Here is a 13,019-nt window from a genome sequence, read left to right as displayed (position 1 = left end):
AGGGTACCCGAAGGGCGGGTGAGGGTAAGGTTCTAGCGCTACTCCCCTCACCCTAGCCCTCTCCCAAAGGGAGAGGGGACTTGAGTACTAATCTTTTAGCCGTTCTGCAAGTAGTTCGGCCGTGTGCTTGACCCGCACCGCAGCTCCGTCTTGATCGAACCCGCCGCTGATCTGCAGCACGCATCCCGGGCAGTCCATCGCCACCAGTGGCGCCCCGGTCTCCTTGATGTTCTTCAGCTTCCTCTTCAGGATCGGCGCCGAGATCTCCGGCAGCTTCATGGAGTAGGATCCCCCCATGCCGCAGCACATGTCGCACTCGAACATCTCCTCGACCTGGTAGCCGGCTTGCTGCAGCAGTTCGCGCGGCTGTTCCGAAACCTTCAGCGTCCGCTTCAGATGACAGGAGTCGTGGTAGGTGATCTTGCCGAGCTCAGCCCCTTCCTGGAAACTCAGGCGTCCCTCGTCCACCAGGTGCTTGACCAGTGTGGCGAGATCAACGGTCTTTTCGGCCAGTTGTTTCGCCTTGTCCAGCCACTCGGTTCGCCCGACAGCCTCGAGGGTTTTGGCGAAATCATGGGCGAGCGCCACGGTACAGGTGGGGCAGGCGGAAACGACATATTGGGCGTCCTGTTCCAGGAGCGCCGTGATGTTATCAGCGGCGTTCTGGGCGGCGACCTCGTAGGCGCCACTGTAGAGCGCGGGTGCGCCGCAGCAGGTCTGCTCCTCCGGGAACACCACCTCGATCCCGGCCTTGTTAAGCAGCTTGACCAGTGCGACCCCGGTTTCCGGGTAGGCGAAGTCGATCAGGCAGCCGGCGTAGAAGACGGCCTTTTCTTTACCCTTGGGTTGCTGGATCCCCGCATAGAGGTCCCGGAACGGTTTCTCCGCTATGGCCGGAAGGCTGCGCCCGTCGGTGAGCTCGGACAGGAACAGCGGCAGGTGGCGGATGAATTTGCCGGAAGTGAAGGGCTTGCCGGCGACCGAGGCGGCGCGCAGCATGCCGTGGAAGAGCTTCCTGTTGTTGACCACGCTGAAGATCGCCTTCTGCACCAGGGGCTGTCCTTTTTCCAGCACCAGCCGCCGCCTGATCTCCATGATCATCTCCGGGATGTCCAGCTTGCCCGGGCAAACCTGGGTGCAGTTACCGCACTGGATACACAGTCCCTGGATCTCCTCGGACTTCTTCAGCTCGTCGAACCATGCGGTGAGGATGGTGCCGATGCCGCCGGTGTAGACCTTGCCGAAGACGTGCCCGCCTACCAGGCGGAAGATTGGACAGACGTTTAGGCAAGAGCCGCAGCGGATGCACTGCAGCGCCTGCTTGAACTTGGGGTCCTTGGCCATTTGCGTGCGCTGGTTGTCCATCAGGATGATGTGCAGCTCCTTGGTAGAGCCGTCATCGTTCTGAGTGGGCCCCGTGATGATGGAAACATAGCTAGTGAGGAGCTGTGCGGTGGCGCTTCTCGGCAGTGCGTCAAGGATCGGCACCACCGTCTCGAACTTCTCGACCAGCTTCTCGACGCCGATCAGTGCCACGTGGATGCGGGGCAGGGTGGTCACAAGGCGCGCGTTCCCCTCGTTGGTAACCAGGACGATAGAGCCGGTCTCGGCGACGGCGATGTTGCCGCCGGAGATGCCCATGTCGGCCTCCAGGAACTTCGGGCGCAGTTCATTTCTGGCCACCTTGACCAGGCGCGGGATGTCCGTGTCCAGCCGCTCGTTCACTTCCTTACTGAAGATGTCGGCGACTTCCTCCTTGGTCATATGGATGGCGGGCATCACCATGTGGGACGGGGTCTGCCCGGCGAGCTGGATGATCCACTCGCCCAGGTCGGTCTCGGCGACGGAAATGCCCTGCTCGACGAGGGCCTTGTTCAGGTGGATCTCCTCCGTGGCCATGGACTTCGATTTCACCACATTCTTAACGCCGTTGTCGCGCGCCACCTTGAGGATGTACTGTTTCACCTCTTCAGGGTCGCTGGTAAGGAAGACCTTGGCGCCGAGGGCCTCGGCGTTTTTGCGGAAGGTTTCCGCCACCTCGTCCAGATGGCAGGCCGCCGCCGACTTGGCCTCGGCGATGCGGCCGCGCAACTCCTCGAAGTCGATCCCCTCGTAGGCCTTAGTGCGATTCACTTTGTAAGCTTCCGAAAACTTCCCCAACGCGCCGGTGAGGTTGGCGTCGTTCAAAGCCCGCTTTATCGATGCCTTGAATTCCTGTTTCATTTCTTCTCACCTCCCAACTCGTCGACAAACAGAATTATTAGTCGCTCCGGCCCATGTACGCCAATAGTGAGAACGCGCTCGATATCCGCGGTACGGCTGGGGCCGGTGATGAAGGCTATGTAACGACTGTTTTTAGGATTGATGCGGGCGAAGAGGGCTGCCTTGTCAGCGACGATGTTGGCAGACGGGACCAGTGCGATGTGGATACCGGTCAGCGCGGAAGCCAAACGCTGGTCCGGCGCAGCCTGGTCCTGCACCAGGGAACCGGTGTCGGCCACGGCAAAGGACATGTCGCTGATGCCGACCTTTGCCTGTGCCGCACGCTCTCTGGTCACCTCGAAGCCCAGCCCGGGAATTCCTGCCAGCGACTCCTGGCCTGCCGCCTCCAGAAAAGGGCCCTTGGCCCAAACGGCATAGCTCCCCGCAGTGTCGGTAACTCCTTCCTGTTTTAAAAATGAGAGGACGAATTCGACCGCGTCGCTACAGGTGCCGACCCGGTGCACTTCCGCCCCGACCCCGACTGCCCTGGCCTTAAATTGCTCGTACATAGCTGTTCTTCCTCCATCGCTTTTGACATTACCCGCTTAACACCGCGTCGGTTTCGTGAGAGTGGGGCGTTTGATGAGGGTAAAGCTGTTTTAAATCCTTTGGAACCTGTTCGATTTTTCTGTCATACGTTCGTTCGGCGAAGCAGGTCTTAGGTATATAAGAAAAAAGATATTACCATATGGCCAAAATATCCTAGTCCAAAAAACCGCATCAGTAAAGCTATTTATATAGCGTATGCAAAATAACTTGACACTGTTCTGAAAAGGTGGTTAATTGGCCTTACCAAAATGTATAACTTGGTTTGATTGCCCTGTTCTCCGCAAGTCAGGTCGTGGGCGTCACCCAGTAGGGGCATTCCGAACGTATTCGATTTGAATTGAGATAGCCAATTTTGCCGCCCATACCAGCATCACGAACCAAAGGAGAACATCAGTCATGCCATGGATTCAGAGCTACACTCCCGTTGCGGGAAGCCTCGCGATGTCCGCGCTGGTTGCCGCCATCCCCCTCGTCGTCATCTTTGTCTGTCTGGCCGTCTTCAAGATGAAGGCTCACAAGGCCGGCCCGCTGGCGGTTGCCTCCGCCATTGCCATCGCCATCTTCGTATGGCAGATGCCGGCTAAGCTCGCCGGGCTTGCCACCCTGCACGGCGCCGCCTTTGGTCTCTTCCCCGTCTTCTACATCGTGGTGACCACCATTCTCCTCTACAACATCACGGTCAAGGGAGGGCAGTTCGAAGTGATCCGTGCCTCGCTGGCTGGGCTCACCGGTGACCGTCGCCTGCAGGCCCTGCTGATCGCCTTCTGTTTCGGCGCATTCATCGAAGGTGCCGCAGGCTTCGGCACTCCTGTCGCCATCGCCGGCGCCACGCTGGTCGGCCTGGGTTTCCGTCCCTTCTACGCGGCGGGTGTCTGTCTTATCGCCAACACCGCGCCGGTCGCCTTCGGCGCCATCGGCATCCCGGTGGTCGCACTGGCCGGCGTCATGGGGTACGACGATGCAGGTCTCATGAAGCTCTCCACCATGGTGGGGCGCCAGCTCCCCTTCATTTCCATCTTCATCCCGTTCTACGTCATCATGATCATGGCTGGTTGGAAGAAGACCATCGAGGTGCTGCCGGCCATCATCGTCTGCGGCGTCACCTTCGCCTTCGCACAGTGGGGCACCGCGAGCTACCTCGGTCCCTACCTCCCCGACGTCACCGCATCGCTGTTGACCCTGGCCGCCCTGGTCATCCTGCTCAAGTTCTGGCAGCCCGCCACCGTTTGGACCTTCGATCACGAGCCGGAGTTCAGCGGCAAGGAAAGCCATGACTACACCGGCGCTGAGGTGTTCCGCGCTTGGGCTCCCTACCTGGTGCTCACCATCATGGTGCTGGTCTGGGGCATCCCGTCGGTGAAGACCTCCCTGGACAAGAGCAAGGTCGTCATCCCGGTCGCCGGCCTGGACAACGCCATTGTTAAGAAAGTCACCAAGCCGGAGGACGGCATCAAGAAGGTCGCAGCAGTTAAGGCGGAAGCCGCCAAGCAGGCCGCGCTCCTCTCCCCGGCTGATGCCAAGCAGGCAGCCCTGGCCGTCGGTCTGACCGAACTGCAGGCGCTCGAGGACAAGGTGCTGGCAGTTGAGCAGAGTCTCCCCGCCGGCAAGGCTGTCGTCACCGCCGAGCGACTGGCTGCCTATGACGCGGTCGAGAAGAAGCAGAAGGACCTGCAGAAAATCCAGAAAGATTTGGTCGAGGCCAAGACAGTTGATAAGGCGCAGTTCAAGGCGCTGGACAAGGCCGTCACCGATCAGCTCCCGGCCAAGGTTGCCGCCAAGTTCACCTTCAACTTCATGTCCGCGGCCGGCACCGCCATCCTGATCGCGGCCATCATCTCGGCCCTCATCTGCGGCGTCGGCGTCGGCTCTTTCATCCAGGTGTTGGGCAAGACCCTGTACGACATGCGCTGGCCGGCGGTCACCGTCGCCTCGGTGGTCGGTCTCGCCTTCGTCATGAATGCTTCGGGCATGACCACCAGCATGGGCATGTCCTTCACCAAGGCGGGCGCGATGTTCCCGTTCCTCTCCCCGTTCCTGGGCATGCTCGGCGTGTTCCTGACCGGCTCGGATACCTCCAGCAACGTCCTCTTCGGTGGCCTGCAGAAGGTGACCGCGGAGCAGCTGGGTATGAACCCGCTCCTGACCGGCGCGGCCAACACCAGCGGTGGTGTCATGGGCAAGATGATCTCCCCGCAGTCCATCGCCGTCGCCTGCGCAGCCACTGGCCTCGTCGGCGAAGAGGGGAACCTGTTCCGCTTCACCCTGAAGCACGCCCTGTTCCTGACCACGGTCATGGGCATCATCGTCGCGCTGCAGGCATATGTCTTCCCCTGGATGATCCCCTGATAGACGGCAGTCACACCCCGGGAGGCCACACCTCCCGGGGAATTTCCGGCGCCCGTGTGGGCGGCGGGAAGCGTCACCGGTCACCGCTCGCACAACGACCAGTCTGATACTGCGGCGCCGGGACCACTCTAAACGACTAAGGGCATCATGGCATGGCGACTAACCTCATCAAGATAACTTGGCAGACCGCGCTCCTGTGGCTGGTGTTCCGCCTGGGGGTGTACCTGGTCGGCGCGCTTCATCTCTCTCTTCCCGGCAACGTGGCCGGAATGCTGCTCATGTTCGCCCTGCTGGTAAGTGGCGTAGTCAAGCCAACCTGGATCGAGGCCGGCAGCGGCTTTCTCCTCAAGCACTTCGCTTTCTTCTTTATTCCGATCTCGGTGGGGCTCATGTCCTTCGGTCCTCTGATGCGCCGCAGTGGCCTGGCACTGCTGGTCATCCTGCTGCTGAGTGCGCTTGCCGGGGCGGCGGTGACCGGAGTTTCCGTACAGCTTTTGCAGCGCAGGAGGGATCCGTGAACCCGCTGATCTTCACCTCGCTGGTGCTGCTCACCGTGGGTGTCTATTTGGCCACCCGCTGGCTCTTCCTCACCTACCGCCACCCGCTGTTGAACCCGGTCTTTCTCAGCACTGTAGCCATCATCGCGCTGCTGCAGGCGACCGGGCTCACGCTGGAGGATTACCGCCCCGCGAAGGACGTGATGACCTTCCTGCTGGGACCGGCCACCGTGGCGCTGGCGCTGCCGCTGTATCACAACCGGCTCGTGCTGCGCAGACACGCGCTTCCGGTTTTCTCCGGCGTCGCCGCCGGCTCCCTGACCACCATGGCCGCGGCACTCGTGGCCGGACGGTTGCTGCGCCTGGATGACGGCGTGCTTCTCTCCTTGGGGCCGAAATCGGTGACAGTCCCCATCGCGGTGGAGATCTCCCGGTTGACCGGGGGCGACGCGAGTCTCACCGCCGCCTTCGTAGTCGCCACCGGGATGATCGGCTCCGTCGCTGGCCCCACGCTGCTCACCCTGTGCCGGGTGCAGAGCCCGGTCGCCCGCGGGCTCGCCCTGGGCACCGTCTCGCACGGGCAGGGTACCGCCGTGGCGCTACTGGAAAACGAGACCGCCGGTGCCATGGGCGGTGTGGCCATGGCCATTGCGGCGGTTTTCACCGCGCTGGTGGCTCCTTACTATTTGCCTCTTTTTCTGCGCTAGCAGCGACAGCGGCTAACGGTTCAACCTCACACGAATGAAAGGAACTAACGCCATGGAAGATAGCTTCATAAAAGCCCTCAGCAACATCGTGGGGGAGCAGTACACCCTTTCTGATCCCGAATCACTGGCCTGCTACGGCTACGACTCGACCCCCGAATTGCAAAGCCGCCCGGGCGCGGTGGTGCTCCCCGGCACTGCAGAGGAGATCTCCAAGGTGCTGGCGCTCTGCAACGGCACCGGCGTCCGCGTCACCCCGCGCGGCTCAGGCACCAACCTCTCCGGCGGCTCCATCTCCTTCGATGCCGGCGTCGTCTTGCAGACCAGCAGGATGAACCGGATCGTCGAGATCGATGAGGAGAACCTGACCGCGACGGTCGAGACCGGCGTCATAACCTCGACCCTGCATCGCGAGGTAGAGGCCAAAGGTCTGTTCTATCCGCCCGACCCGGGCAGCATGAACATCTCCACCATGGGGGGGAACGTGGCCGAAAACTCCGGCGGCCTGAGGGGACTTAAGTACGGCGTCACCGATGACTACGTCATGGGCCTGAAGACTATCCTCCCGGACGGCGAGGTGCTGAAGACCGGCGGCAAGGTGGTGAAGGACGTGGCCGGTTACAACCTGAACCAGCTCCTGGTCTCCTCGGAAGGGACGCTCGGCGTTTTCACCGAGGTGACTGTGAAGCTCATCCCCAAGCCGCAGGCCAAGAAGACCATGCTGGTGCATTTCCCGCAGCTCGAGCAGGCCGCACTCACCGTGTCGCACATCATCGCCGCGCGCATCATCCCGGCGACGCTGGAGTTTTTGGATCGCACCACCATCAAGTGTGTCGAGGACTATGCCCACGTGGGGCTGCCGCTGGACGTTGACGCCGTGCTTCTCATCGAGGTGGACGGTCACCCCGCCCAGGTGGAGGAGGACGCCGCCGGCATCCGTGACATCTGCGAGCGGCACCACTGCTCCTTCTTCCAGACTGCGGCCAGCACCGAGGAGGCCCTGAAGCTCGCCACCGCTCGCCGCGTGGCACTCTCCGCCCTGGCCAGGGTCCGCCCCACCACCATCCTCGAGGACGCCACGGTACCGAGAAGCTGCATCGCCCCGATGGTGAAGCTGATACAGGACACCGCCAAGAAGTACGACCTGCTGATCGGCACCTTCGGGCACGCCGGCGACGGCAACCTGCACCCGACCTGCCTCACCGACGAAAGAAACCCCGATGAGATCAAGCGGGCGCACCAGGCTTTCGGCGAGATATTCGACGCGACCATCGCCATGGGGGGGACTATCACAGGCGAGCACGGTGTCGGCGTGGCCAAAAAGAAGTACCTTCCCAAGCTGGTAGGGGAGTCGGGGCTGCGCGTCATGCGCGGTATCAAGGGCGCCTTCGACCCCAGGGGGACCCTGAACCCGGGCAAGATCTTCTAGGCGGGCGCCGGCTCCGCCGGCCCTGCAGGACCAGTTAGACCGTCCGACCGATCGGAAAAGAAAGAGGGCATCATGGAATATGTAAAACTCATCAACTGCATGCGCTGCGGCATGTGCCTGCCGCACTGCCCGACCTACAAGGAAACCTTCCTGGAAACCGCATCGCCGCGCGGCCGCGTGGCACTGGTGCGCAAATTCCAGGAGGGGGAGCTGGTAGAAAGCGAGAAGTTCCTGGAATACGTCTCCCTCTGCCTGGACTGCCAGGCATGCGCCTCCGCCTGCCCCTGCGGCGTCAACGCTGGTGAGCTGGTAGCCGAGTTCCGCTGCGAGAGAAAGCAGGAACAGGGACTCTCCACCATGGAGGACCTGATCCTCAGAAAGCTGGTGCCGCACCCCGACCGCCTTGAGGCAGCCACTGCACCGCTTCGCCTCTACCAGCGCACCGGTCTGCAGAAGGTGGTGCGCTCGCTGGGGCTCCTGAAAGTCTTTCCGTCGGCACTGGGGAGGATGGAGGGGCTGCTGCCGAAACTCCCCGCGGCCCCGCTGCGCCAGACCATCAGCGAGGTTACCCCGGCGGTCGGCGAGCAGAAGGGGACGGTCGGCTTCTTCCTGGGGTGCGTCATGAGCCTCATCTTCAGCGAAGCGAGCCTCGCTACGGTGGAACTTCTCTCCACCCTGGGCTACAAGGTGGTCACCCCGAAGGACCAGAAGTGCTGCGGTGCCCCCAACATGCTGGGACACGACATCGATGGCCTCAAGGACGCGGCCCGCTTCAACACCGACTTGTTCCAGTCGCAGGAGCTCGACTTCGTGGTGACCGACTGCGGAGGCTGCGGCGCCGAGTTAAAAAAGTACGGCCACCACCTGGATGGCGAAGCTGCCGCTACCGCCTTTAGCACCAAGGTTCGGGACATCTCGGAGATATTGGCCACCGAGGCGGCGACGTTGAAAGATAAGCTCAAGCCCCTGCCGATCAAGGTGACCTACCACGACCCTTGCCACATCGCCCACTGCCAGGGTATCCGCAGCCAGCCCCGCGCCCTGATCAACCTGATTCCGGGCATCGACTTCCGCGAACTTCCCGAGGCGGATGCCTGCTGCGGTTCGGCCGGCACCTACAACATTGAGAAACCGGAAATGTCGGACCGGGTACTGTCGCGCAAGGTGCAGAACGTTCAGAAGACTGGCGCCGATTACCTGGTCACCAGCAACCCCGGTTGCCTATTGCAGTTGAAAAAGGCGCTCGCCGAGGCTACGCCGCCGGTCAAGGTGATCCACCTGACCGAGCTGCTGCAGATGAGTCTCAATGCCTGAACGGGAGCGGTGCGGCAGGTCTAAATGAGGGTGACGCATGCGTCAAATTGACGCAGTCAGCGCGGCCAGATTCTAAAAATTTTGTTGCCTTAGCCACTCTAATGTAGTATCGGTGCCTCATGAAATTTACGCCGATTAAACCGAAAAAGGTATCGACGCAGATCGCCGAACAGATCCGCAGTTCGATTTTGGCGGGTGAATTCAACCCCGGCGAAAAGCTCCCCCCCGAGCGCGAATTGGCCGAGCTGTTCGGCGTTTCCCGCCCCTCGGTGCGCGAAGCGCTCAACATCCTCACCTCGTCGGGGCTGGTAGAAACCTACCAGGGGGGAGGGACGCTGGTCCGCTCCCTGGTCGAGAACTCTGCGGCCATGCCGCTCACGGAGCTGATCCGCATCGACGGCGACCGCGCCCTCGACGTGATCGAGGTGCGCAAGGGGATGGAGTCCTGGACCGCCTGGTACGCGGCGACCCGGGCGCTTCCCGAGGACATCCGGCGCCTCGAGGCTGTCATCGAAGGGATGAAGAAGAACCTCGAGGAGCTCCAGCACTCCGAGGACTTCGACGCCCACTTCCACATGCTGGTGGCCCGCGCCACCCACAACGTGGTCTGGTCGCATATGATGCAGAGCATCTTCGAGGCGATGCAGGAGTTCCAGCGCGACGTCTGGCGCGCCGTCTACCTCACCGAGGAGGACCAGCGACTGCTTTTCAATCACCACCTGAAGATCTACGAGATGATCCGCGACCGCAACCCGGACGGCGCCCGCGAAGCCATGCTGGAGCACCTCGATTTCGCGCAGAAACGCTGCTCCGCCTACGTCTCCATGCGCGGATCCGAATAACATCCCCAGCCAGGGGAGCCCAGGGCCCGGTAGATCACTCTGCCGGGCCTTTTTTGCCTCCGCTGTTCGCTGCTGCTGCACCGGCCCCGGCAGACGGAACGCCGCCCGATCCCCGCGCGGGGGTGCTTTTTGGTTGAAGCAAAAATTGTTTTTGGTTATAGTTACGCGATTTATTTCCCTGCAGATAAAACCAAGGAGGGTTTACATGATAGATTTTCTGGGCGATTGGAAGAGAACCAGTTATTGCGGCGAGTTGCGGGCCGAGCACATCGGTCAGGACGTGGTCCTGATGGGATGGGTAGCCAAGCGGCGCGACCACGGCGGGCTCATCTTCGTTGACCTGCGCGACCGCGACGGCGTTGCCCAGGTGGTCTTCGACCCGGAAAGAAACGCCGACGCCCACGCCAAAGCCGAGACCGCCCGCAACGAATTCGTGCTTGCCATCAAGGGAACCGTGGCGGCGCGTCCGGAAGGGACCGTCAACCCGAAGATGAAGACCGGCGAGGTCGAGGTGCTGGTCAAGGAGTGCAAGCTCCTGAACCCATCCAAGGCACTCCCTTTCACCCTGGACGGCTTCGTCGACGTCAACGAAAACATCCGTCTCAAGTACCGCTACCTTGACCTCAGGACCGGGCAGCTGCAGCAGAACCTGATCCTGCGCTCGAAAGTGGCCCAGCTTACCCGCTCCTACCTAACCGACAACGGCTTCCTCGAGCTGGAGACCCCGTTCCTGACCAAATCCACCCCCGAAGGCGCCCGCGACTTCCTGGTCCCGTCGCGCATTAACAAGGGTGAGTTCTACGCACTGCCGCAGTCCCCGCAGCTCTTCAAGCAGATCCTCATGGTCTCGGGCTTTGACCGTTACTTCCAGATCGTGCGCTGCTTCCGCGACGAGGACCTGCGCGCCGACCGCCAGCCCGAGTTCACCCAGATCGACTGCGAGATGTCCTTCATCGACCGCGAGGATATCATCACGGTCATGGAAGGCCTTATGGCCCGCATCTTCTCGGAAGCAGGCGGCGTGAAGGTCGAGCTCCCGATCCAGAGGATGACCTACCAGGAGGCGATCCGCCGCTTCGGCGTGGACAACCCGGACCTGCGTTTCGGCCTCGAACTGGTGGAGCTCTCCGACATCGTCAAGAACTCCGGCTTCAAGGTCTTCGCCGACGTGGTCAACGGCGGCGGTATCGTCAAAGGTATCAACGTCAAGGGCGCCGGTGCCATGAGCCGTAAGGAGATCGACGATCTCACCGAGTTCGCCAAGATCTACGGCGCCAAGGGCCTCGCCTACGTGAAGATGACCGCGGAAGGGTGGCAGTCCCCGATCGCCAAGTTCTTCACCCCGGAAGAGATAGCCACCATGGACAAGGCCTTCGACGCCAAGGAAGGGGACCTGCTCCTGTTCGTGGCCGACAAGCCCAAGGTCGTCAACGACTCGCTTGGCAAGCTCAGGAACCACCTGGCTGCCAAGATGGGGCTCACCGACCCGAACGTGTTCCGTTTCGTCTGGATCACTGACTTCCCGCTGCTCGAGTGGGACGAAGAGGAGAAGCGCTGGGCCGCGGTGCACCATCCGTTCACCGCGCCGATGGACGAGGACCTGCAGTACGTGGAGAGCGACCCCGGCCGTTGCCGCGCCAAGGCCTACGACTTGGTCCTTAATGGCAACGAGATAGGCGGCGGCTCCATCAGGATCCACCAGGAAGAGGTGCAGTCCCTCATGTTCAAGATGCTGGGGCTCTCCGAGGAAAGTGCGCGCGGCAAGTTCGGCTTCCTTCTGGACGCCCTCGAGTACGGCACCCCGCCGCACGGTGGCATCGCCTTCGGCCTGGACCGCCTCATGATGCTGATCACCGGATCCGACTCCATCCGCGACGTCATCGCCTTCCCTAAAACCCAGAAGGGTGCCTGCCTCATGTCCGAGGCGCCCTCGGGCGTCGACACCCTGCAGCTGCGCGACCTGGGCATCCGTCTTGCCACCAAGCAGTAGGAGTCCGCACTTTTGAGGCTTTTTGCCCGTTTCATTACCTTGCTGCTCCTCGTAACCGCGGCGGCCTGCGCAACGCAGCCGCCGCGGTTTCGCGATGAGGCTGCGGCCAAGCTGGACCAGCTGAAGCTCGAAGGCGGGGAGCGGCTGCGCCCGGCCGAGTACGCGAGCGTGCTGCAGGCGTTCCTCAAGGGGGACGCCTACCTCATGGAGAGTGAGCAGGAGGAAGCTGACCGCTACTTCCAGATGACCATCCTCAAGGGGGATCTCCTGGCACAGGAGGTGGCCGCGGAAAAAGCGCGCCGCTTGGCGGAGGCCGCGCGTCTGGCCGAAGAGCGCAGGCAGGCCGAGCTGGTACGGCTGGCCCGCCTGGAGGAGGAGCGCCTGGCCAAGGCGTTGGCCGCCGAAAAGGCGCAGCGGGAAGCTATCGAGGCGGAGCGGCGCAAGGCGCGTCCGGTGGTGAAAGAGCCGGTTCTGGTCGCCTCCTGGACCGTGCGCAGGGGCGAATCCTTGCCGCTGATCGCCTCGCGGGCCGAGGTCTACGGTGACCGCAACCTCTGGCCCCTGATCTACCGGGCCAACCGGGACCAGATCCGCGATCCCAAACATATCTGGCCGGGGCAGGTGCTGCGCGTGCCCCGAAATGCCGGGCGCGATGATTACGCCGAGGCCCGCCATTACGCCCAAGACCACCCGCTGCACTGAATTTCCTTTTTCGTTAGACACTATTTTTGAACGGTATTTTGTCGATACCTCGCCGGCACCATGCATCGCTGGTGAGGAGGTGGAGGGGCGCTGCTCGGGCATGGTTGCCGCTGTACCTGTCCCACCGGGTGCGGCTCCAGTCCTTTTTGTCAATGCTTCCACGCCACTGCGCGTTTTACCGCGATTTTTTCATGCCCTGGCCTAGCACACTCCTCGCCGGCGCCCCCTTACCTACCCCTTCTTACCCCATTTGAATCCTCATCAAATTCGCCCAGATTTTCCCTTGACAGTGAAAAACGTTTTGTATACTGTATACAAAATTTGAAATCCCAGCTTATCCTGCTAACATCCCATAATCCTTTATATATTTCGAGAGTCGCCACA

General features: G+C 61.8%; 10 protein-coding genes. 8 read left to right on the top strand and 2 right to left on the bottom strand.

Features of this window, described 5'->3' with window-relative positions; genetic code table 11:
* Positions 1-87: 87 nt before the first annotated feature.
* A complete protein-coding gene (gene ldhH / locus K7R21_RS08965; protein ID WP_224982919.1) occupies positions 88-2,223 on the bottom strand; it encodes an L-lactate dehydrogenase (quinone) large subunit LdhH in 2,136 nt (711 codons plus the stop codon).
* Positions 2,220-2,771 carry a LutC/YkgG family protein gene (locus K7R21_RS08960; protein WP_224982918.1) on the bottom strand — a complete coding sequence of 184 codons (552 nt, stop codon included), beginning with the start codon at positions 2,769-2,771 and terminating at the stop codon, positions 2,220-2,222. Before K7R21_RS08960 ends, ldhH begins: the two co-directional genes overlap by 4 nt.
* A gap of 436 nt (positions 2,772-3,207) precedes the next feature.
* Between K7R21_RS08960 and K7R21_RS08955 the strand changes: the two genes are divergently transcribed.
* From K7R21_RS08955 to K7R21_RS08920, 8 genes are all read left to right on the top strand, one after another.
* Entirely contained in the window at positions 3,208-5,157 is a 1,950-nt protein-coding gene (locus tag K7R21_RS08955; RefSeq protein ID WP_224982917.1) for an L-lactate permease, read from the top strand.
* A 152-nt stretch (positions 5,158-5,309) separates the two neighbouring features.
* Positions 5,310-5,675: a CidA/LrgA family protein gene (locus tag K7R21_RS08950; protein ID WP_224982916.1), complete on the top strand. Its 366-nt coding sequence runs from the start codon at positions 5,310-5,312 to the stop codon at positions 5,673-5,675.
* The gene (locus K7R21_RS08945; RefSeq protein WP_224982915.1) at positions 5,672-6,361 is read left to right on the top strand and encodes an LrgB family protein; all 690 of its coding nucleotides are present in this window, start codon (positions 5,672-5,674) and stop codon (positions 6,359-6,361) included. Before K7R21_RS08950 ends, K7R21_RS08945 begins: the two co-directional genes overlap by 4 nt.
* A 52-nt stretch (positions 6,362-6,413) precedes the next feature.
* Positions 6,414-7,787 carry an FAD-binding oxidoreductase gene (locus tag K7R21_RS08940; protein WP_224982914.1) on the top strand — a complete coding sequence of 458 codons (1,374 nt, stop codon included), beginning with the start codon at positions 6,414-6,416 and terminating at the stop codon, positions 7,785-7,787.
* A gap of 72 nt (positions 7,788-7,859) precedes the next feature.
* Positions 7,860-9,101 carry a (Fe-S)-binding protein gene (locus K7R21_RS08935; RefSeq protein WP_224982913.1) on the top strand — a complete coding sequence of 414 codons (1,242 nt, stop codon included), beginning with the start codon at positions 7,860-7,862 and terminating at the stop codon, positions 9,099-9,101.
* Positions 9,102-9,220: 119 nt separating this feature from the next.
* Entirely contained in the window at positions 9,221-9,943 is a 723-nt protein-coding gene (locus K7R21_RS08930; protein ID WP_224982912.1) for a FadR/GntR family transcriptional regulator, read from the top strand.
* A 205-nt stretch (positions 9,944-10,148) separates the two neighbouring features.
* Positions 10,149-11,933, top strand: a complete 1,785-nt coding sequence (gene aspS, locus K7R21_RS08925) for an aspartate--tRNA ligase (protein ID WP_224982911.1) — start codon at positions 10,149-10,151, stop codon at positions 11,931-11,933.
* 12 nt (positions 11,934-11,945) lie between these two features.
* Positions 11,946-12,635, top strand: coding sequence for a LysM peptidoglycan-binding domain-containing protein (locus tag K7R21_RS08920; protein WP_224982910.1), 690 nt, complete (start codon positions 11,946-11,948; stop codon positions 12,633-12,635).
* The last annotated feature ends 384 nt before the right edge of the window (positions 12,636-13,019 follow it).

It is taken from the genome of Geomonas agri (assembly GCF_020179605.1).
GTDB lineage: Bacteria > Desulfobacterota > Desulfuromonadia > Geobacterales > Geobacteraceae > Geomonas > Geomonas agri.
This window is presented reverse-complemented; position numbering and strand designations above follow the sequence as displayed.